Below are 20,209 nucleotides of genomic sequence, written 5' to 3' on the forward strand. Positions count from 1 at the left end.
TTGCAATTTAAAGTCAGAAAAAACGCATGATTTTCAGCAGCTTAAGCCACATTTTTTGTGATTATATGCTCGCTATTGAGAATGGCTCTCAACACCACCGCTCCTCAGCCAAGCTTATCACTTCGTTACTTCAGAATAGTCTGAAAAGAACTACCTGAAACCACACACTGAATATTAAATTGGTGCTCAGTCAAAATATTGATATAACGCAATAGATGTAAAGAAGTGACAGAGAAATGTCCTTATTTTGTAAGTGGTTATGTGAGGTTGGTCGGTCTGAACTCAATCAGAACCCAGTCTGGCTGAGTTGTATATAAATGAGAGAGCAGTGTGAATAAGCAGTATTTACAGGACGGTAATCCGGATCACCCTTTGATTTTACTGGCACACGGTGCCGGTGCCGGAAAAAACAGCGACTTTATGCAACACATGGCGCAACAACTGGCACAGCAGAGCTTGTACGTAGTGCGTTTTGATTTTCCTTATATGCAAAAGCGTGAGCAGGATGGCAAAAAGCGCCCGCCAGATCGCGCGCCTAAATTGCTGCAGGCTTATCAGGAAGTGATTCAGGAATTTGATCGCCCTTGTGTGGTGGCCGGTAAATCCATGGGAGGGCGGATGGCAACCTTATTAGCGGCGGAACAGGATCAGCCACTGATTAAAGGCTGCGCTGCATTAGGTTATCCCTTTCACCCGCTAGGCAAGCCCGACAACCTTCGGACCGAACACTTGCAGGTGTTATCTTGCCCGACTCTGATTCTGCAGGGCATGCGCGACAAGATGGGAAGCTATGACGAAGTGATGAAGTATGAACTGGCGGATGACTTAGCCATTCAATGGTTGCCGGATGGCGATCATGACCTGAAGCCAAGAAAGGCCAGTGGTTTTACTCATGAGCGTAATATACAGGCCGCGGCGCAAAGCTTGGCGGAGTTTTCCAAGGCTATTCTGAGATAATAGCCTTGGGAGAAAAAGCAGGCGCTGAATTACGCGGTTAAAACGGTAATTTTTTCCTGCTGCTCCAGAATCGGCTGAATCGCACCAATTACATCCTGACGCGCTTTAGAGTGAGACCAGTTGTTCCAGGCTTCGGCATTTTGCCAGTTGGTAATAATAAAGCGGTGATTCGGGTTTTGAGCGTCTTTATAAGTTGCGCCTGAAATATAACCATCGGCTTCTAAAATGGCGCGTAAGGTACTTTTAATGGCTTCTTCATAGGTTGACTCCATGCCATTGGCAATTACGCGCTCAATAATAACTTTGATCATTTTTTATACTTCCTTAATAAACTACCTCTTAAGTGTATAAGCATAGTCGACAGGAGTGCTGAGGTGAATCAATGGCGCGGAAATTTAGGTATAGAATTTAGGTATAGAAGCCAGATAAAAAATGTACGGCCAGACTTAAACAGGAGCCTGATAAAATGAAGAACATCTGGATCTCTGGTGGTAGTTCAGAAATTGCGCAAAATATAATCGCTATTCTTTGTGATCAGCGACAGAACCAAATGGACGGCTGCCGTATTATTGTTTTGTCACGCCAAGATATTTCCCTGGCTTCAGAGTACGTTTCAGAGTATGTGATACCGGTTCAGGTCGATTGGATGGCCGATGACCTGACTGAATCGTTGAAGCCCTGGGTTACACAATATCCACCGCATCAGGTTTTTTGTTGTCAAGGGGTATTGCATAACACACAACAGATGCCCGAAAAAAACCTCCGCTCGATCAAACGTGACTGGCTGTTGCAGAGTATGGATACCAATGTCTGGAGTCATATTGCTCTGGCACAAGCCATCGAATCCTGTTTGTCTCGTCGACACAGTGTTCGTTGGTTATCGTTGTCGGCCATGGTGGGCAGTATCAGAGATAATCGCTTAGGTGGTTGGTATAGCTACCGTATGAGTAAAGCCGCACTAAATATGCTGATCAAAAACCTCAGCATTGAATGGCAACGAAAAAACCCGGATAACATCGTTGCTGCCGTACACCCGGGCACAACCGATACTGAATTATCTCAGCCTTTTCAGAAGAATATTCCCGCCGGAAAACTCTACAGCGCACATCTCACAGCACAACGCATGCTGGCGGTGATGGCGGGTTTAACTTCAGAAGACAATGGCAGGTTGTTGCATTGGGATGGCAATGCTTTGCCCTGGTAATCTGGTCAATTGCTCAGAATCAATACTTATATATTTGTAATTAGGATATGCTGCGGTACACCAGAAATTGAAAAGGATGCTTTATGGAAGGCAGCGTGCCGCAGCGCTTTAGTGTGCTTGAGACTATCGTGCATTGGGAAGGTCGCCTGACTATTCAACAATTAGAAACCAGCCTAAGCATCAGCCGTTCGACGGCGCAAAAGTTGGTAAAGGAATACCGCCAAACCCACCCGCAACACCTGAGTTATGACGAGCACCTGAAAGGATATGTGCCAACCAGCCGGTTTATCCCGGCTTATCACGATGGTGGTATTGGTCAGTACAACGGCTGGTTGCGTGCGCGTGGTGAAAATGAATTTCTGATTGATCTGGTCGATACTCCTTTGCGTCAGCTGGAAGCAGAACTGATTCGCCCGATTTTATATGCGATTCGTAAGCGCCAGCGCATTGATGTGTGTTACCGATCCATGAAAAACCCCTCAGGCGCCGAGCGCATCATTAGCCCACACAGTTTGATATTTGATGGTATTCGCCATCATGTGCGCGCTTTTTGTGAGCTGAAACAGGATTTTCGCGACTTTGTTTTATCGCGTTTTGTGCTCGATGAAAGTGACAACCCTCCGTTATTGAGTGGCCCGGCGAGCCAAACCCAAGAGCATGATCGTGCATGGAACGCACTGCTTGAATTTGCCATCGAGCCTGAACCTCGACTGAGTCATACACAACAGCAATTGATTGCTTATGAATATCAGATGACAAACACAGGGCAGAACCGCTGGCAACGTACACTGAAATGCCGCGCGGCAGTGTTGCAGTATTTACTCAGGCGGCTACGCCTTGACCTGCAGCAGGATCTACCTGAAGCGCAACAAATCATCATCAGCCACAAAGACAGAGAGAAGCTGAAACCCTGGTTATTTTCACACGGGTCGTAAATTACTACCTGTTTTTTGACCAGTATTGAGACAAAACATTATTGCAATAACAATAGTTTGGCTTGGGTGAACAAGAGAATATGAGTACTGATGCTGTTTTTGGTTGTGCGGATGATACCCGTTCTGCTGTTTTGGTGATTAATAAAAATGGATGTGATTTAAATGGATGCGAATATGCCTGCTTATTTCCGCTATTGGGGTAAAGCCAAAAAGGAGCCTGATGGACAAGGAGCAGACTATCACTTGCTGCCGTATCACTGTTTGGATGTGGCGGCGGTTGGTCAATTACTGCTCAGCGCTGAGAGGCCACTGGCTCGTGATTTGGCTGACTTTCTTGAAGTGGAGCCACAGCAACTAAAAGCCCTTTTTGTTTTCTTTCTTGCTCTGCATGATCTGGGTAAATTTGCTTCTGCGTTTCAGGCACTTTATCAACCTGAAGGCACGCCGTTATATCGTGTTCAGCGCTGTAAGCCTTATGACGGAAAAAACTACCGCCATGATCGTTTGGGGTTGTGCTTTTGGGAGCTTATTGAAGACGAGAATTTTTTTGGTGTATTCGAGTTTTCAGGTTCGCCACGAAAAACTAAGCGCTCGTTAAGAGTTTTGATGAATGTTGTGCTTGGGCATCATGGCTCGCCAATCAATTTGAATGAATCCCGCTCAATTAAGAGCTTTGCTGAAACCGATAACCTACAGGCGGCTAGTCAATTTTTTCGGGATGTCTGGCAATTAATTCAACCTGAATTTCCACTCGATAAATTTCTCTCTAAAGAATGGTGTGATCAATTAAAGCAAGTGAGCTGGCAGCTGGCTGGTTTGGCTGTATTAGCCGATTGGGTTGGCTCGGATAACAGTCACTTTCACTTTTATTCTGACGTTATGTCGCTTGACGATTATTGGGCCATAGCCCAAAAAACGGCAAATAGTGCGCTGGCGGCTACCGATTTAAATAACACGCCGGCTATTAAACCGTTTGTATCGGTTAAGCATCATTATGGTTTTGAGCCAACACCATTACAGCGCTGGGCGGAAACGATAGAGGTAGATGCATCGCCTCAACTGTTTATTTTGGAAGATGTTACGGGTGCCGGTAAAACCGAAGCAGCATTAGTGTTAACTCATCGACTTATGGCAGCGGGTGCGGCGGATGGTTTCTACTTTGGTTTGCCAACCATGGCGACGTCTAACGCGATGTTTCAGCGTATTGCTCAGCATTATCTGCAAATGCTCAGTGCAGAAGGAGCAAAGCCCAGTATTGTTTTAGCTCATGGCGCGCGTGAGATGAATGATCTGTTTCGCGAGGCGGTATTAAGTGCTGAAAACCCGGATAGCCAATATGACGCTACCGATGCTACTGCAACAGCACAATGCAATCAGTGGTTAGCGGACTCCCGCAAAAAAGCACTGCTGGCTCCGGTGGGAGTCGGCACCATTGATCAGGCGTTGTTGGCAGTTTTACCGCGTAAACATCAGTCGTTGCGGTTATTGGGATTAAATCGAAAAGTGTTAATTTTCGATGAAGTGCACGCCGCTGATGAGTTTATGTTTGAACTGCTGGAAAGTTTGTTAAAAATGCACTTTCATCAGGGCGGGAGTGTGGTCTTATTAACCGCCACACTGTCGTACAAGCAGCGTAGTCGTTTGGTTGCTGCCTGGCAGAGTGCAGCCGGTTTGACACCTCAGCTACCAGCGAACCGCCAATTCCCGTTGGCAACCCAAGTATCGGCAACAAAAGCATCCGGTGATACTTATCATTCGTTATTAGAGCAAGCCTTACAAAGCCGTACGGATGTCAGTCGTAAAGTGAATGTTGGTTTTTGTCATACATTTGATCAGTGTGTGAAACAAGTTCTCAGTGCCGTTGCTCAGGCGCGGTGTGTGGTGTGGATACGCAACTCAGTCGATGATGCGTTGCAAGCATTTCAGGCTGTCCAATCTGAAATGGAAAACCCGGACGATTGCCTGTTATTCCATAGTCGTTTTGTGCTGCATGACCGCAAACACATTGAAGAAAAAGTTCTGGCAGTATTGGGTAAAGCCAGTTCCGCTGCAGAGCGTGCTGGCAAGGTGCTGATTGCCACTCAGGTATTTCAGGAAAGTCTCGATGCCGATGCCGACCTCATGATCTCTGATATTTGTCCGATTGATGATCTGATTCAGCGAGCAGGGCGGTTACATCGCCATACCCGGGATGCTGGTGGTTCATACCAGCAAGGCATTCAGGATCAGCGACCTGAACCACTTCTTATGGTGCATGCGCCTGAATGGCAGGAGCAGCCGAAATCTGACTGGCTGAGCAAGCACTTCAGAAATACCCAATATGTCTATCGCTCGCCAGCACGTTTATGGCTGGGGATGCGTGAATTGCGAACTCTGGGTTGTATTCAAATGCCAGATAACGCCCGGCAATTGATTGAAGCTGTATATAGCGACGAAGCCTACGAGCAAGTCCCACCGGCCCTGCAACATCAGGAAAATAATCTGATTGGTGAGGAACGGAGTAAAGCCGCCAAAGCCAATTCACAACTGATCAACTGGCAGGATGGTTACTGCGATCAGAGTGCCATTGCTTGGCACGACGATGATTCGGACATCAGTACACGCTACAGCGATATTGAAACGGTTGAAGTGTTGGTGCTTAGGCGCGACGAGAATGGTCAGTTGCAACCTTTAGTTGATGATCCTCAATTTGCTGTTCAACTCAGTACCGTCAAATTATCAAAAAATAAATACGCCGATAAGTTGCAGCGCTTGCCTGAACAGGAAGAAGAGCTATTTAAGGCGCGTTATCGCAAAGCTAAATACTTGCAATGTTGGTTGCTGGAGGCTGACTGCCGATTTGCTTATGAGGCCGCGGTGGGTTTTGTGGAGAAAAGTCCCCGCTAAAGCGCGGGGAACGTATTTCGACTTTGTGAGTATGTCGGTTTATTCCCGTGTGTACGGGAAACGAACAAAATTATATACAGGATGATTTGTTATGCGAGTTGTATTGAATTTTACGACGTTGTGATTATGTCTTATTGATTTTGTTTTTTAGGAGCGTATATTGAGCTTTGTCGATATGAAGTGGGCACGAAGCGGAGGCGGTGTTCACCTCCACTCCGCGCACCGGTAGCACAGTGATGTTAAGTGGTTTCGATGCTGCGAGCAAATGTATGCCGCAGGAATTTCGCCTCTAACAACACAGGAAAAATTTCTATGGCTAACAATTTGATTATTTCTTATGACCTGAATTCACCAGGCCAAAAGTATCAAGCGGTTGCGGATGCAATTAAGTCGCTGGGCAGTTGGGCTAAAGTTCAAGGTTCTGTCTGGTATGTAAACTCCAGCTATAGTGCTTCGCAAGCTGGAGATAAGGTTTATGAACAAATGGATCATAATGATTCGTTGATTGTTGTAAATGCATCATTCAATGATGCGACTTGGTGGGGGCTTTCTGAGGAAGTTGGTAACCACTTGAAGCGCAATTGGCACCGTTAATAAGGAATTTGGGCATGGATGCCCTTTAAATAAGGACACACTATGAATTTACTACAAGACCCATGGCTGCCATTCCGGTTAAAGGATGGCAGTGAACAAACCTTGCCCCTTACTGCAATAGCGAACCCCGATGTTGTGGACTTTGCCCTGCCACGCGCCGATTTTCAGGGCGCAGCATATCAATTTGCTATTGGCTTGCTGCAAACTGTTTTTGCGCCAGAAGACAGTGATGAATGGCACGACCATTACGAACAAAAACCTTCACAAGAGATGCTGCAGCAAGCGTTTGATAAAGCGGCTCATGCGTTTAATACCAGTGGTGATGGCCCGTTATTTATGCAGGATTTTGACGACCTTGAAGCGGCAAAGCCAACCACAGTTGCAGGGCTGTTAATTGAAGCGCCGGGTGGTAACGGCCTGAAATTAAATACCGATCATTTTATTAAACGTGGTATTGGCGCAGTAATGTCGCTGGAGATGGCTAATCTCGCTTTGTTTACCTTACAAGTTAATGCGCCGAGTGGCGGGCAAGGTCATCGAACCGGGCTGCGTGGCGGTGGCCCGTTAACCACGTTGGTGATGCCACAAAACACTGACGCAACTTTATGGCAAAAGCTCTGGCTAAATGTGATTAATCGTGAGTTCTGGCGATACGATGATCCGGATTTGAATAGCCATCTTGTTTTTCCCTGGCTGGCGGCCACGAAAACCAGCGAGAAGAAAGGGTTGGAGGTATATGCCAATGACGTTCATCCGCTTCATATGTATTGGGCTATGCCTCGGCGTATTCGCTTACAGCTTGATGACGGTGAAGCGCTCTGCGCTTTAACCGATAAGGCATTAAATAAATCTGTATCGCATTACCGTACTCAGAATTATGGCACCAACTATTCAGGCACCTGGCGCCATCCGTTAACCCCCTATAAATGGAATCCCAAAAAGCCAGATGAAGAACATTTATCCGCTAAAGGCCAGTCCGGCGGTATCAGTTATAAAATCTGGGATGCATTAACGTTAACGAATAAAAATGAAGGTCAATATTGTGCTCATGTGATTGAGCATTTTTATGCGATTGAGCGTGACTTTGATGAGAAATTGAGTCAAGTGCCTCGTCTTTGGGCCTTTGGTTATGACATGGATAATATGAAGGCGCGTGGCTGGTATTCCACCACTTTGCCCTTGTTCTCTATTAGTCCAAAACACCAAGAAGAAGTGCTTTTTAAAGTAAAAGATCTGCACAAGCTGTCGTCTGATGCTTTGTGGCATTGCCGTACACAGCTGAAATCGGCCTGGTTTGAAAAGCCTGGAGATATCAAGGGTGATTTTACTTTTGTTGATCTTGCTTTCTGGCAGCGTACCGAAGCGATTTTCTTTAATGCCGTGCAAAATATCATCACGAATACCGAAGCGGATGAATATTCCTTGAGCGGTGAGCAGGCGGGGCAGTGGCTGCGCTCAATTCAAAGAATTACCATCGATATCTTTGATGAATATGCCTTATCAGAGCTGGGTTCTGAGCGCTCAATGGCGAAACGTATTAAAGCGCGGCGTGGGTTAACAGCCTGGTTGTACGGCGGCAAAGATATTAAAAATTTTATGAAAACATATGAAATAGATGCACCTAAGGAGACGACATAATGGATGAGCACAGCCAAAAAGCGTTGTTACGCTGGTGGCAAAGCATGAATCTGCCCGCAAGCCAGTTAAAAGAAAAAGGCATTCTGCCTGCACCTACTGCACACAAGGCACAGCTCAGACGTTGTGAATCAGCCGATGCTGCTATGTTGTCGCAAGGTTTTCGAGCCCTTTGGGACAAGCTTAGTGAGGACGAGACCGAGTTTAAAGCATCGCAAGGCTTTGAATGTTGGGCAACCATTGCGGCAGTGCTGGCGCATGTTAAGAGCGATAACAAAATCAAACTGGCGTTGGCGGCAGGCAAAAAAGGAGATGGCGATAAATCCATTGTCAGCGAGCTGCGCTTTTCCCAATTACAAAACGCCAAAACACCGGATGAATTTTTACGCCGCTTGCGGCGTATTGTTCAGCAGCTAAAAGGCGAAGTGTCGGTTGTTTATCTGGCATCTGATATTCATCGCTGGTTTGCCGAATTTTATCAATTTCGTCCGCGTAAAGCAGACAAACGTATCAGCGTTCAGTGGGCCATGGATTACTACCGTGCGGCCTCTGGAAAGACTAAATAATTTAAATTTACCGTATTAAAGGAACTAAACATGAGCCAATTTATTCAACTGCATATTTTAACCTCTTACGCGCCTTCTAATTTAAACCGTGATGACCTTGGCCGCCCTAAAACGGCCAAAATGGGTGGCTTTGATCGTTTACGTGTCAGCTCCCAGAGCTTAAAGCGCAACTGGCGTATCTCAGATATTTTTGAAGAATCTCTGGCTGGCCATATTGGTACGCGCACTAAGCGTTTTGGGCTGACGATTTTTGATGCCATGATTCAGGCCGGTGCTAAAGAAAAACTGGCGAAAAATTCGGCGGAGAGCATTGCTAATGTCTTTGGCAAAAGCAAAAAAGACTCGCTGGAAATTGAACAGCTCGCGCATATCAGCCCAGCAGAACAAGATGCGGCACTCACGTTAGCTAATGTTTTGGCAAGCGAAGACCGTGAGCCGACAAAAGAAGAATTGTCCTTATTAAAAACCGATCAAACGGCGGTTGATATCGCCATGTTTGGCCGGATGCTGGCATCCAGCCCGGCATACAATGTTGAAGCTGCCTGTCAGGTTGCTCACGCGCTTAGTGTGCATAGTGTGGTGATTGAAGACGACTACTTTACCGCGGTCGATGATTTAAACGATGGTAAAGAAGACGCGGGATCTGCGCATATTGGTGAGTCGGGTTTTGCTGCGGCACTGTTCTACAGCAATATTTGCATCAACAAAACCCAGCTGATCGACAACCTGGATGGTAATGAAGAATTAGCCAATAAAGCGATTCAGGCATTAACAGAAGCAGCAGTGAAAGTTTCACCCAAAGGAAAACAAAACAGCTTTGCTTCCCGTGCTTATGCCAGCTTTGTTTTGGCTGAAAAAGGCGAACAACAGCCGCGTTCATTATCCGTTGCGTTCTTAAAACCAATTCAGGATAACGATCAGTTAACCAGTGCCATTGAAGCATTAACAAAACAAGTGGAAAACTTCGACAATGTTTATGGTGCGTGTGCCGACAGTCGTTACCATATGAATGCCTTAACCGGCGAAGGCAGCTTTGCCAAGTTATCTGAGTTTGTGGCGGAATAAGGGGAAGGCGATGAAAGAATATCTCGTCTTTCGTTTATACGGGCCAATGGCCAGTTGGGGGGAAGCTGCCGTGGGTGGCGACCGGCCAAGCGCCATTGCACCAACACGCTCGGCGCTATTAGGTTTGTTAGGTGCTGCGTTAGGTATTAAGCGCGATCAAACAACGGAACTTGGCAATTTGCAGGCGAGTGTTGCCGTTGCGGTAAAGCAATGTGTACCAACGTCATTAATGCGCGATTACCACACAACACAGGTGCCATCGGAAAATAAAAAGGTTATTCATCGAAGCCGTAAAAGTGAATTAAGCGAAGATAAACTGAACACCATTTTATCCAGCCGGGATTATCGTTGTGATGGTTTATGGGTGGTGGCTGTTTCTTTGCGTGACAGCAGTACAATCACTTTGGCAGATTTGAAACGTGCGCTGCAAAAACCCGTATATACCCTGAGCCTAGGGCGCAAGTCCTGCTCGTTGGCTGCGCCGTTATTGCCTCAGTTAATTTCTAGCGCAACATTAAAAGGTGCTTTGGATATCGAGTTCCCGGCATTAACAAAAAGTCTGCAGCAAGATCAGATGTGGCTAGGCTTTAATGGCGTTGTTACCTATTTCTGGGAAGGTGCTAAGTCGGAATTTGATGATAACCGGATATTAACAACGCAGCCTTGGGATGAGCCTGTAAGCCGAACACGCTGGCAATTTAAACAGCGTGAAATGCATCAGTTGTCGTTTTCTGGAGAGTCGCTAGAAGGAGAGTTTCTGAAAGGAGAGTCGTATGTTTCTGTCTAAAATTTCAGTGCTACCATCCGCACACTCTGCCGAGGAGCTGTTTAAATTAGGGAAGAATGGGGCATACGCGTCTCACCAGTTGTTGTGGCGACTTTTTACCGAGCAACAAGCCCGCAATTTCCTCTACCGGGAAGAGATGAATAGCAATGGTTTACCCAGTTATCTGGTGTTATCCCAAACCCCCCCTGCGAACGATACCCCGTTATTTGCGATACAAAGCAAAGCATTTACTCCGCGCTTGTCGACAGGCACCCGGCTGGGTTTTAGCTTACGGGTGAATCCCACCATCTCGGTTAAAGATGAGCAAGGTAAAAGCAAACGTCACGATGTCATGATGCATGCGAAATACCTCGCTGCTAAAGAAGGAATTTCAGACTCAAAACACATTCAGCAACGCATGGACGAAGCGGCATTACGCTGGATTTCAGATGCTGACCGCCTTGAGCGCTGGGGCTTCCGGTTGGAAGCTATGCCCAGTATCGAAAGTTATACCCAGCATAAAACGAATGGCAAACAGCGTATTCAGTTTTCTAGTGTTGATTATCAAGGGGTATTAACGGTTGATGATCCTGATAAATTCCTTGAGCAATACGCCAAAGGGTATGGTAAAGCGAAAAGCATGGGCTGCGGTCTGATGCTTATCAGGCCTGTTTAGCATTCAAAACCAAGCAAAGATTCCATCAAGGACGAACCATGAAATCAAAACTAGAAGTTCTGGATCAAGCTATTTCAACCACCACCAGGGACGGTGTTGAATATATTTGCATCACCGATATTGCCAAGTACAAAGGGAACGATCGAGCGGCTCATATTATCGGTAACTGGATGCGAAACCGAAACACAGTTGAATTTTTGGGAATATGGGAGCAACTTAACAATCCTGATTTTAAAGTCCTCGAATTCGAGGACTTTAAAAAGGAAGCTGGCTTAAACAGCTTCACCTTGACCGCAAAACAATGGATTGAATCTACTAATTCCATCGGAATCATATCTAAGGCTGGCCGTTACGGTGGTACCTACGCTCAGAAAGACATTGCATTTGAATTTGCCAGTTGGATTTCGGTCGAGTTTAAACTCTATCTGATCAAAGAATTCCAGCGGCTGAAAGAGCAAGAGTATGAACAGCTGGGTTGGGACATCAAACGGAATCTGGCTAAAGTAAATTACCTGATTCATACCGATGCAATACAAACACACCTTGTTCCTGATGCGCTAAGTAAGCAACAAATTTCCGCTATTTATGCGACCGAAGCCGATTTGCTGAATGTTGCTTTATTTGGCGAAACCGCCAAGCAATGGCGGGAGGGTCATCCTGAGCAAAAAGGCAATATGCGTGATCATGCGAACGTGCACCAATTAGTTTGTCTTGCCAATCTGGAGGCAATGAATGCCCATTTTATCCAGCAAGGTTTAACGCAGTCTGAGCGAATTACTCAGCTTAACCAGCTCGCCATTCAGCAGATGAATGTCTTGCTAAAAGCATCCGATCGTTTGCTTCCGGAAGGTGATTAACCATGCCCTTTGTTCCTCTAAAACCCATCCCCCTGAAAGATCGCACCTCTATGATCTTTGTGGGTATGGGGCAAATCGATGTACGCGACGGCGCTTTTGTCGTGATCGACGTCAATGGCGAGCGCATGCACATCCCGGTTGGCAGCGTTGCTTGCATCATGCTGGAGCCGGGTACGCGTGTCAGCCATGCAGCAGTTAAGTTAGCGGCAACAACCGGCACCTTATTAATCTGGGTGGGCGAGGCTGGTGTTCGTCTTTACGCATCTGGACAGCCCGGTGGCGCACGATCGGATAAATTGTTGTACCAGGCCAAACTCGCATTGGATGACGAATTACGATTAAAGGTCGTGCGTAAAATGTTTGAAATACGCTTTGGAGAACCCGCACCGCAGCGTCGCAGTATTGACCAGCTCCGTGGTATTGAAGGCGCACGCGTGCGCAAAACCTATCAAATGCTGGCTAAACAATACGGTGTTGAATGGCATGGCCGCCGTTACGACCCGAAAGACTGGCAAAAAGGCGATAAGGTGAATCAATGTTTAAGTGCCGCAACGTCCTGTTTATACGGCGTAACCGAAGCCGCTGTTTTAGCCGCAGGTTATGCCCCCGCCATTGGTTTTGTTCATAGCGGCAAACCACTGTCGTTTGTGTACGATATTGCTGATTTAATTAAGTTTGAAACCGTTGTACCGATCGCCTTTAAAATTGCCGCAAAACATTCAACCTCGCCCGACCGCGATGTCCGTATTGCCTGTCGGGAAGCCTTCCGTAGCAGCAAAGTGCTCAAACGCTTAATTCCATTAATAGAAGAGGTACTGGCTGCTGGTGAAATTGAACCACCTGAAATGCCAGAGGATGCTCAGCCTCCAGCGATACCAGAACCGCCTTCTATTGGTGATGATGGCCATCGAAGCGGTTGAAGCGAGCGGTTAAAAGGAGTTAATCATGAGTATGGTAACTGTTGTTACAGAAGCCGTTCCTCCTCGGCTGCGAGGGCGCTTAGCGGTATGGCTGTTAGAGATTCGGGCTGGTGTCTATGTCGGCGATGTATCGCGCCGTGTTCGGGAAATGATCTGGTTTCAGGTTAATGAACTGGCTGAAGATGGCAACGTCGTGATGGCCTGGGCAACCAACACCGAATCCGGATTTGATTTTATAACCTATGGAAAAAACCGGCGTATGCCCGTCAATGTCGATGGACTGCGACTGGTTCGATTTTTACCGGAAGAATAAATAATGTCAGAAGATATATTTAAACAAAAACCAAAACCTTCACGTAATCGCAGCAAGCGTTTACGCAAAAAGCTGTTTCTGGATGAGTTTCAGGAGCTGGGCTTTGAAATACGGGCAGAGTTTCACACCGATGAAGACGAATTATTGGATGATGTGATTGACTATATTGAAGCCCAAACATGGATTATGGGTGGTGGCGTTGGGCAGGGAATTTTACAGGGCTATCTTTGTGGGCCTGCCAATACTGTTAATGACAAGGCTTTGTCTGAATTTGCACTCTGGTTAGAAAAACAGGGCTGCGAAAATATCTCTTTCGGCACCATTCATGATGCGACCTATGGTCAACTCTGACCTTTAAGCTGCTCCTTAAAAATACGGAAATTGATTGGTAGATTTTAAACGGGGATATTTCCTTAATAAAATCAATCATATACATTTAGAGTGTTCCCCGTACCCACGGGGATAAACCGGAGTATTTTCATAGTCGGTCGCTGTCGTTCCTGTGTTCCCCGTACCCACGGGGATAAACCGCCCTTGCCTTGATATTAAAAGTTTTCAAACGCGTGTTCCCCGTACCCACGGGGATAAACCGTAGCAAACATTCAATCGCAAGCGCAAACCAGCGTGTTCCCCGTACCCACGGGGATAAACCGTCCGGGTTTCATCCGGTGCGGCCAATCGTAGCGTGTTCCCCGTACCCACGGGGATAAACCGCGCAGGAGCGTGCAGCATGAAGCACACCACTCGTGTTCCCCGTACCCACGGGGATAAACCGCTGACAGAACTTTCCCAGGACGTGCTGTTATTGTGTTCCCCGTACCCACGGGGATAAACCGCGTTATTTTGGTTAAACGTATAGGCATGGCCGGTGTTCCCCGTACCCACGGGGATAAACCGACTACCTGAATGCGGGCGGCTATTCAGATGGCGTGTTCCCCGTACCCACGGGGATAAACCGCTAATGAATTTATCGGGTATCGAATTAACCAAGTGTTCCCCGTACCCACGGGGATAAACCGTTCACAGCTCAAATTATGTCGTAAATATCTTTGTGTTCCCCGTACCCACGGGGATAAACCGTGCTCGATGAACTGATTGCGTCGGTGCTCAGTGTGTTCCCCGTACCCACGGGGATAAACCGAGCTGATGGTGCGGGTGCTGAATCAGGAGTTGGTGTTCCCCGTACCCACGGGGATAAACCGTTGGCTCTACCCTGGTAATGATCGCAGGCAGTGTGTTCCCCGTACCCACGGGGATAAACCGCGCACCTGGTGCCGCACGATGATAGTGAGTATGTGTTCCCCGTACCCACGGGGATAAACCGCATTCGATAACAGTGATAACGTGTTTTTAGTGGTGTTCCCCGTACCCACGGGGATAAACCGCACGCGCAATGTTTTCTGGCGAGATGCTATTCGTGTTCCCCGTACCCACGGGGATAAACCGTCGTCCCTCTGGAGCCTAAAACCGGTAATCAAGTGTTCCCCGTACCCACGGGGATAAACCGGGTGGCCCGTACAGTTACGGCACCAACTTCGTGTGTTCCCCGTACCCACGGGGATAAACCGAGAACTAAAGGAATAATACAAGGGTAAAATATGTGTTCCCCGTACCCACGGGGATAAACCGGCATGTCGAATTCATGCCCGCACTCGCAGCCAGTGTTCCCCGTACCCACGGGGATAAACCGCCTGCCTATACACATAATCTGGGGCAATTTGCGTGTTCCCCGTACCCACGGGGATAAACCGCCGCTAACATCATTTGTACTGTCAGCATTTTTGTGTTCCCCGTACCCACGGGGATAAACCGTAAAAATCGGCCCAGTCAAAACCAAAATAGGAGTGTTCCCCGTACCCACGGGGATAAACCGCCCCTGAACCTATGCCAATGGTTGCCAATTGGGTGTTCCCCGTACCCACGGGGATAAACCGAACTAACCGGCAGTGCTCAAAAATCGAAGCAGGTGTTCCCCGTACCCACGGGGATAAACCGCCGACCCTGAGCGGAACCAGATAACACACCGCGTGTTCCCCGTACCCACGGGGATAAACCGACCATCCATTCACATGCCCCGCTGGGCCAGCCGTGTTCCCCGTACCCACGGGGATAAACCGGAGCAGTTGCGCTGAGTGAGGCGTATGAGCGGGTGTTCCCCGTACCCACGGGGATAAACCGGAAATATAAGCTGCGTACCAACATCCGGCATAGTGTTCCCCGTACCCACGGGGATAAACCGCACGTTGAGAAAACATTTGTCAGTAAGGCAAAGTGTTCCCCGTACCCACGGGGATAAACCGTCTGCTGGCGGTGTCGTTTTTGACTTAATCAGGTGTTCCCCGTACCCACGGGGATAAACCGAAGGGCGAATCCTGGTTAACACATATACCCCAGCGTTCCCCGTACTCGCGGGGATAAACCGGCGATGCTGAGACTCGGCCATAGCGATGGAAAGCGTTCCCCGTACTCGCGGGGATAAACCGTACGCTGCCAGGCGTTCATCCACCAGTTCCAGGCGTTCCCCGTACTCGCGGGGATAAACCGTGGTCGCGCTTGTATATATATCGGAGATAGCTGCGTTCCCCGTACTCGCGGGGATAAACCGCTGGATTACTGGAGCGTTGACGGTAACTTGCGGCGTTCCCCGTACCCACGGGGATAAACCGCCCGGGGCGGCAAGCCGAAGAAAAAAGAAATCGTGTTCCCCGTACCCACGGGGATAAACCGCCTTCCAGATCATCAGCCTCTGGCAACGGCTCGTGTTCCCCGTACCCACGGGGATAAACCGTGTCTGAACCGTTAGAAAATGCTAAAGCCATTGCGTTCCCCGTACTCACGGGGATAACCGAAAAAGAAATATACGTGTTAAGTGTGATACAACAGCCCTATCGACAAAATTATAAGGAGGAATTATGGACACCCAGGCCTACGACAAGTTGGCGGCTCATGTTGGGCATGTGCTCCACATTGAAAGTGAAGAGGCGTACTCAGAAGCACTGGCGGTGCTGGACGATCTTTTTGAAATTGCTGGTGATGATAAAGATGATCGCTACGGGTTTCTGATCGATGCTATTGCCAAGGCAATTGACGAATACGAGATGTCTGACCCGGATATTGCCACTTTTGTCGCCCAGTCGGATTCCATTCCGGTAGAAATTGCCGTATTGAGAACACTAATAGACCAGCATGACCTGCGGATGAAAGGTCAACCAAAAATTTAAAAATCCAAATTTGATCGGGATAGTTTAACTGCCGCCAGAGCAGCTTCTAACAATTGTGCTGAAGCCTTTTGGTTATCGACCAGCCATGTCGCGATTTCAGGCCAGTAATACAGTGGCGTACCACTCTGCAGGCCATAACGGGGTGCGGGAAAGCCTTCGCCGCGTCGGCCTTTGGCGTAGTGGTCAAAGGTGCTTTTTTTAATATCTGCCATTGCCGCAGCGCCGGTTACGGTAACAAACCCAGCTTGCTGAATGGATAAGACAACAAAGCCTGCATCGGTTAATTGAGTTAATGCTTGTTGTATTGCTGCCTCTGCGGTTTCAGCTTCGCGGGTGTACTCCAAGTAAGGAATCTCGTTGCAGAAACATAACAAGGTGTCGTCGCAGCCTGCTTCAAAGATGCGGTCTTCCAGGCTGTCCGTTGTTGAGTCAACGCCTGACAGAGCGATGGTAAATTCGTAATTTTTCATAAATGTTGCTTTGCAGAAAATCAGAAGTGCTTTAAGCCATTACCGCCATCACCATCATGCTCAGCCACACCACAAAGCCAACGGTAATCACGCCCCAGTCGGTGCCGCTGAGGTCGGTATTCTGGGCAAAAAAGCGCAGGCGTTTGTCGTGTATCAGGTTAATGGTTTGGTTTACCAGCAGGTTGGGGAGCAGGGTGAGCATAAATACCAGCCCGCCCCAAGGGTGGTCGGTGAGCAGCAGCCACACCGGAATCAGGTTAAACAGCACATACAGCAGGTAGACCCGGGCCGGGCTCCAGCGTGGCTTTTCACCATCTTGTTCACTTTGCTGATACACCCGGCGGAACAGGTCGTACTGAAAAAACAGGCTGAGCACGGTTCTGAGCAGTGGGTTTACATTACCGTTCTGGCGTTCAATCTGCAGCCAGTTCTGGTAGTTCCAGTACAAGCCATATAAGCCAAACGAGGCTAGTGAGAGTTCAATCAGTTTCTCGGTGCCAATCTGAAAAAATAAGCTCTTTTCCTGCGTTTCTTTGTGCTGCTGCATAGTGGTTTCCGCGACAAGATGCTTATGCAGTATACCCATGGATTTCATCCGCGCGAACCCCTGTTTCAGCGCATCCGATCACGCTTTGTCAATGGTGATGATTGCGGGCTGGTGTTCACTCCCGGGTTTCAGTAATCTAGGTCGGTTTTAGTCAGCGCCGAATTAGAAGTGTATGTTTTTTGAACAGGAACGCGGGCAGTTTTTCCGCCCGCTCACCGGTAAATACCGGGCTCAGGTAATGGAGTGCCTGCGCGAGTTGTACCAGCGCTTATACAGCTCCAGCAGCGCCGACTACGGCCAGGCATTGGCCCGCGATACCCTGATTGAGATTTTTCAGGAGGCACTGGTGCGCTCGCCGCAGCTTGCCGCTGGCGATGATGCTGAAGCTAGTCAGTCTGATGCCGAGCAAAGTGACGAAGCCGAGCATGAAAGCCGCTTTAAAAGCAGCCGTGAGCACGCCGTTTGGGTGCTGAATCAGTTAATGGAACACGGTTGGATCGAAAAACAGGTCGATGAAGCCACGTTACAAAGTACTTTCGCCTTCAGTCGTTATGGCCGATTGTTCACCGAGCCGTTTGTGTCGGAGAGCCGTACTACCGCTCGTACCCGCCATCGTAATACCCGTAACACGCGGAACTCGCTGGAGTCTTTTCTGGAGCGCGGCGATGTCTACGATCTGCTCGATGCCTACGAATATTCCGAACGTATTATCAGCGATTTCACCGATGTGATTGCCGAGCTGGAAGAGCGTAAGCGTGACTTAGTCCGTGAAATGGAAGACCAGCTACTGGTACAGCGTGCCAGTGAAGCCTTTTTTGATTTTATGGAAAATCGTTTCCAGCCGGATTTGTCGGTGCGTTTATCAGCCGATAACGTGGAGAAACATCGCGACCAGATCAGCAAACTGATTAAAGGCATCCGTAAGCAGGATAAAGTGTTTAAAGCCAGTGCTGAAAAACGCCTGCGCGAATTATTGCCCGAGCTGGCACAAGAAGGGCAATCGGTGCTCTGGAGCCTGCTCGACGGTATCGAACAGCGTTTACGCAATGCCAGCGATATTATGCTGCCGGCATTACGTAAAGCGTTGCAGAGCTTTACCAAGCGCGCCGATATTATTATTCGTCAGATGAGTTATCTGGCATCACAGCAGCACAACGATGTGCTGGCAGTGTGTAAACATCTGGCCGCTCAACCGGAAGAAAAACAAAACGAATTATTATTACGTGCCGGCGATATGATGGCCGTACCGGAAATTGGTTTTGTTGATCCGGCCAGCGTAAAAATGCACGCCACCCGTCAGCGTCGTACCGTTGAAGCCGGGTTGGATGATGGCGGTGGTGATTTTGATATCGACGCGCGTAAAGATATTTATGTGCAGCAGGTGCTGGATCAGGCCTTCCTGGTGAATCAGCAAGCGCTGCGTTCTTATATGCGCCAGCATTTAACCGCAGGCAAGACCATTTCCACCCGCGATTTACCAATTGAATCGGCTCAGGATTTTCTCGCCGTCTCGCACGCGATTGGCTTAGGTGCGTCGGATGGTTTATCCAGCGAATTTGAATTCCGTATTGATTACGCCGATGGCCACGGCCCGGATTTACCTAACCAGACCGCCGAACACGACGGCGCGGCCGGTGAATATTTTGAACGCAAAGATCACTTCAGTTTTGAACTGGTATTAAAAGATTCTGAGGCGTAAGCAGAGAAAAATATGTTACATGCGATAGAAAAAGACTTAGAAAAAGAAGGCCTCAGCCAGCGCGACTTTTCCGAATTATTAGTGCGTCTGCTGGATTATGGCGTGATCTGCCGCGACGAAAGCCAGATCGAACAACAACTCTATGACCGTTACCTGCGTTTAGAAGAATTAGTCGCTGATTATTTAACCGTACTGGGTATTCGTATTCAGCACGACCGCCGTTTTCAGTTTGTGCGTTTATACCCGCCAGGTGCTCAGGTGCCGGGTATGGAAGAAGATATTCAGCCGGGTAATCAGGCATTCCGCACTCGTTTAACCCAGAGTGAAGTGGCACTGACTTTGGTGTTGCGGGCGCAATACGATAAAGCGCTGCGCGAAGGCTTAGTCGATGAGCAGGGCTGCGTGATGGTGTCGCTGGAAAGCCTCAGCATCGCCATGAAAAACCTGCTGAAACGCACACTGCCGGATAATTTAACCGAGCGCAAAAACTTATTCCGCCGCTTAAAACAATTACGTCTGGTGCAAATCAGTAATGAAGACCAACTGACCGACGGCGATATGTGGTTGCGTGTGCGCCCGATGATTATGAGCTACGTCAGTGATCAGGTGCTGTCGGAATTATTGGAAAATGAATCTGACGACGCTGCGGTTGCTGAAGAGGCTGCGGCAACTGAGGAGACTGAAGAGCCAGCAATGCCTGATGCTACCTCAGATGAAACCGATAGCCCGGACGAAGCCGATAGTCCGGATAAAAACGAGCAGGTGAACGAGGAAATAGAAGAGCAGACAGAAGCGCTGACAGCAGAAGTGCCGCCAGAGGCGGATAACGAAGCTTCTGATCAGGAAAACGAAAAAGACGCACCAGCCAGCTTATTTGGCGATTCATCTGAGGCATAAG

General features: G+C 48.2%; 20 protein-coding genes and 1 CRISPR repeat array. Of the genes, 17 read left to right on the forward strand and 3 right to left on the reverse strand.

Features of this window, described 5'->3' with window-relative positions; all coding sequences use genetic code 11:
• Nucleotides 1–330: 330 nt before the first annotated feature.
• A complete protein-coding gene (locus tag ACO05E_RS14740; protein ID WP_419810254.1) occupies nt 331–957 on the forward strand; it encodes an alpha/beta fold hydrolase in 627 nt (208 codons plus the stop codon).
• Between the two features lie 29 nt (nt 958–986).
• Here ACO05E_RS14740 and ACO05E_RS14745 read toward each other — a convergent pair whose 3' ends face one another.
• Nucleotides 987–1,268, reverse strand: a complete 282-nt coding sequence (locus ACO05E_RS14745) for an antibiotic biosynthesis monooxygenase family protein (RefSeq protein ID WP_419810255.1) — start codon at nt 1,266–1,268, stop codon at nt 987–989.
• Nucleotides 1,269–1,423: 155 nt separating this feature from the next.
• Between ACO05E_RS14745 and ACO05E_RS14750 the strand changes: the two genes are divergently transcribed.
• The 14 genes from ACO05E_RS14750 (at nt 1,424) to ACO05E_RS14815 (ending at nt 16,595) form a co-directional block, all read left to right on the forward strand.
• Complete coding sequence (locus tag ACO05E_RS14750) at nt 1,424–2,161, forward strand: SDR family oxidoreductase (RefSeq protein ID WP_419810256.1); 738 nt, start codon at nt 1,424–1,426, stop codon at nt 2,159–2,161.
• An 83-nt stretch (nt 2,162–2,244) separates the two neighbouring features.
• Nucleotides 2,245–3,096 carry a WYL domain-containing protein gene (locus tag ACO05E_RS14755; RefSeq protein ID WP_419810257.1) on the forward strand — a complete coding sequence of 284 codons (852 nt, stop codon included), beginning with the start codon at nt 2,245–2,247 and terminating at the stop codon, nt 3,094–3,096.
• Between the two features lie 174 nt (nt 3,097–3,270).
• Entirely contained in the window at nt 3,271–5,982 is a 2,712-nt protein-coding gene (cas3, locus tag ACO05E_RS14760; RefSeq protein WP_419810258.1) for a CRISPR-associated helicase Cas3', read from the forward strand.
• Between the two features lie 312 nt (nt 5,983–6,294).
• Nucleotides 6,295–6,576, forward strand: a complete 282-nt coding sequence (locus tag ACO05E_RS14765; RefSeq protein WP_419810259.1) for a hypothetical protein — start codon at nt 6,295–6,297, stop codon at nt 6,574–6,576.
• Between the two features lie 42 nt (nt 6,577–6,618).
• Complete coding sequence (gene casA, locus ACO05E_RS14770) at nt 6,619–8,214, forward strand: type I-E CRISPR-associated protein Cse1/CasA (protein ID WP_419810260.1); 1,596 nt, start codon at nt 6,619–6,621, stop codon at nt 8,212–8,214.
• Complete coding sequence (casB, locus tag ACO05E_RS14775) at nt 8,214–8,777, forward strand: type I-E CRISPR-associated protein Cse2/CasB (RefSeq protein ID WP_419810261.1); 564 nt, start codon at nt 8,214–8,216, stop codon at nt 8,775–8,777. The genes casA and casB overlap by 1 nt, the downstream gene beginning before the upstream one ends.
• A gap of 30 nt (nt 8,778–8,807) precedes the next feature.
• The gene (gene cas7e / locus ACO05E_RS14780) at nt 8,808–9,842 is read left to right on the forward strand and encodes a type I-E CRISPR-associated protein Cas7/Cse4/CasC (protein ID WP_419810262.1); all 1,035 of its coding nucleotides are present in this window, start codon (nt 8,808–8,810) and stop codon (nt 9,840–9,842) included.
• A 10-nt stretch (nt 9,843–9,852) separates the two neighbouring features.
• Nucleotides 9,853–10,629 (forward strand): type I-E CRISPR-associated protein Cas5/CasD, encoded by a 777-nt coding sequence (cas5e, locus tag ACO05E_RS14785; RefSeq protein ID WP_419810263.1) that lies wholly within the window; start codon nt 9,853–9,855, stop codon nt 10,627–10,629.
• Entirely contained in the window at nt 10,616–11,284 is a 669-nt protein-coding gene (gene cas6e / locus ACO05E_RS14790) for a type I-E CRISPR-associated protein Cas6/Cse3/CasE (RefSeq protein WP_419810264.1), read from the forward strand. Before cas5e ends, cas6e begins: the two co-directional genes overlap by 14 nt.
• Before the next feature lie 38 nt (nt 11,285–11,322).
• Entirely contained in the window at nt 11,323–12,141 is an 819-nt protein-coding gene (locus ACO05E_RS14795; protein WP_419810265.1) for a KilA-N domain-containing protein, read from the forward strand.
• A gap of 2 nt (nt 12,142–12,143) precedes the next feature.
• Nucleotides 12,144–13,061 (forward strand): type I-E CRISPR-associated endonuclease Cas1e, encoded by a 918-nt coding sequence (gene cas1e / locus ACO05E_RS14800; RefSeq protein WP_419810266.1) that lies wholly within the window; start codon nt 12,144–12,146, stop codon nt 13,059–13,061.
• 25 nt (nt 13,062–13,086) lie between these two features.
• Nucleotides 13,087–13,374, forward strand: a complete 288-nt coding sequence (gene cas2e / locus ACO05E_RS14805; protein WP_419810267.1) for a type I-E CRISPR-associated endoribonuclease Cas2e — start codon at nt 13,087–13,089, stop codon at nt 13,372–13,374.
• 3 nt (nt 13,375–13,377) lie between these two features.
• A complete protein-coding gene (locus tag ACO05E_RS14810; protein WP_419810268.1) occupies nt 13,378–13,725 on the forward strand; it encodes a 50S ribosome-binding protein YggL in 348 nt (115 codons plus the stop codon).
• Nucleotides 13,726–13,815: 90 nt separating this feature from the next.
• Nucleotides 13,816–16,223: a CRISPR direct-repeat array (repeat unit 29 nt; unit sequence GTGTTCCCCGTACCCACGGGGATAAACCG).
• A 63-nt stretch (nt 16,224–16,286) separates the two neighbouring features.
• Nucleotides 16,287–16,595, forward strand: coding sequence for a hypothetical protein (locus tag ACO05E_RS14815; RefSeq protein WP_419810269.1), 309 nt, complete (start codon nt 16,287–16,289; stop codon nt 16,593–16,595).
• Here the strand turns inward: ACO05E_RS14815 and ACO05E_RS14820 are convergent.
• Nucleotides 16,592–17,065, reverse strand: coding sequence for a hypothetical protein (locus ACO05E_RS14820; protein ID WP_419810270.1), 474 nt, complete (start codon nt 17,063–17,065; stop codon nt 16,592–16,594). The two genes, ACO05E_RS14815 and ACO05E_RS14820, sit on opposite strands and share 4 nt — an antisense overlap.
• Nucleotides 17,066–17,096: 31 nt before the next feature.
• On the reverse strand, nt 17,097–17,651 hold the full coding sequence (locus ACO05E_RS14825) for a hypothetical protein (protein WP_419810271.1): 555 nt from the start codon (nt 17,649–17,651) through the stop codon (nt 17,097–17,099).
• A 133-nt stretch (nt 17,652–17,784) separates the two neighbouring features.
• Between ACO05E_RS14825 and ACO05E_RS14830 the strand changes: the two genes are divergently transcribed.
• Nucleotides 17,785–19,311, forward strand: coding sequence for a Wadjet anti-phage system protein JetA family protein (locus ACO05E_RS14830; protein ID WP_419810272.1), 1,527 nt, complete (start codon nt 17,785–17,787; stop codon nt 19,309–19,311).
• 12 nt (nt 19,312–19,323) lie between these two features.
• Complete coding sequence (locus ACO05E_RS14835; protein ID WP_419810273.1) at nt 19,324–20,208, forward strand: DUF4194 domain-containing protein; 885 nt, start codon at nt 19,324–19,326, stop codon at nt 20,206–20,208.
• Nucleotide 20,209: the final 1 nt, after the last annotated feature.

The sequence above is a fragment of the Bacterioplanoides sp. genome (genome assembly GCF_965226395.1).
In the GTDB taxonomy this organism is placed as follows: domain Bacteria; phylum Pseudomonadota; class Gammaproteobacteria; order Pseudomonadales; family Oceanobacteraceae; genus Bacterioplanoides.

Bases quoted from the DNA above. Each gene is read 5' to 3' on its own strand.
- cas1e (WP_419810266.1), top strand. From the start codon at position 12,144: ATGCCCTTTGTTCCTCTAAAACCCATCCCCCTGAAAGATCGCACCTCT.
- cas7e (WP_419810262.1), top strand. From the start codon at position 8,808: ATGAGCCAATTTATTCAACTGCATATTTTAACCTCTTACGCGCCTTCT.
- ACO05E_RS14795 (WP_419810265.1), top strand. From the start codon at position 11,323: ATGAAATCAAAACTAGAAGTTCTGGATCAAGCTATTTCAACCACCACC.
- cas2e (WP_419810267.1), top strand. From the start codon at position 13,087: ATGAGTATGGTAACTGTTGTTACAGAAGCCGTTCCTCCTCGGCTGCGA.
- cas3 (WP_419810258.1), top strand. From the start codon at position 3,271: ATGCCTGCTTATTTCCGCTATTGGGGTAAAGCCAAAAAGGAGCCTGAT.
- ACO05E_RS14745 (WP_419810255.1), bottom strand. From the start codon at position 1,268: ATGATCAAAGTTATTATTGAGCGCGTAATTGCCAATGGCATGGAGTCA.
- casB (WP_419810261.1), top strand. From the start codon at position 8,214: ATGGATGAGCACAGCCAAAAAGCGTTGTTACGCTGGTGGCAAAGCATG.
- ACO05E_RS14835 (WP_419810273.1), top strand. From the start codon at position 19,324: ATGTTACATGCGATAGAAAAAGACTTAGAAAAAGAAGGCCTCAGCCAG.
- ACO05E_RS14825 (WP_419810271.1), bottom strand. From the start codon at position 17,651: ATGGGTATACTGCATAAGCATCTTGTCGCGGAAACCACTATGCAGCAG.
- ACO05E_RS14820 (WP_419810270.1), bottom strand. From the start codon at position 17,065: ATGAAAAATTACGAATTTACCATCGCTCTGTCAGGCGTTGACTCAACA.
- ACO05E_RS14830 (WP_419810272.1), top strand. From the start codon at position 17,785: ATGTTTTTTGAACAGGAACGCGGGCAGTTTTTCCGCCCGCTCACCGGT.
- ACO05E_RS14765 (WP_419810259.1), top strand. From the start codon at position 6,295: ATGGCTAACAATTTGATTATTTCTTATGACCTGAATTCACCAGGCCAA.
- ACO05E_RS14750 (WP_419810256.1), top strand. From the start codon at position 1,424: ATGAAGAACATCTGGATCTCTGGTGGTAGTTCAGAAATTGCGCAAAAT.
- casA (WP_419810260.1), top strand. From the start codon at position 6,619: ATGAATTTACTACAAGACCCATGGCTGCCATTCCGGTTAAAGGATGGC.
- ACO05E_RS14810 (WP_419810268.1), top strand. From the start codon at position 13,378: ATGTCAGAAGATATATTTAAACAAAAACCAAAACCTTCACGTAATCGC.
- ACO05E_RS14755 (WP_419810257.1), top strand. From the start codon at position 2,245: ATGGAAGGCAGCGTGCCGCAGCGCTTTAGTGTGCTTGAGACTATCGTG.
- ACO05E_RS14815 (WP_419810269.1), top strand. From the start codon at position 16,287: ATGGACACCCAGGCCTACGACAAGTTGGCGGCTCATGTTGGGCATGTG.
- cas6e (WP_419810264.1), top strand. From the start codon at position 10,616: ATGTTTCTGTCTAAAATTTCAGTGCTACCATCCGCACACTCTGCCGAG.
- cas5e (WP_419810263.1), top strand. From the start codon at position 9,853: ATGAAAGAATATCTCGTCTTTCGTTTATACGGGCCAATGGCCAGTTGG.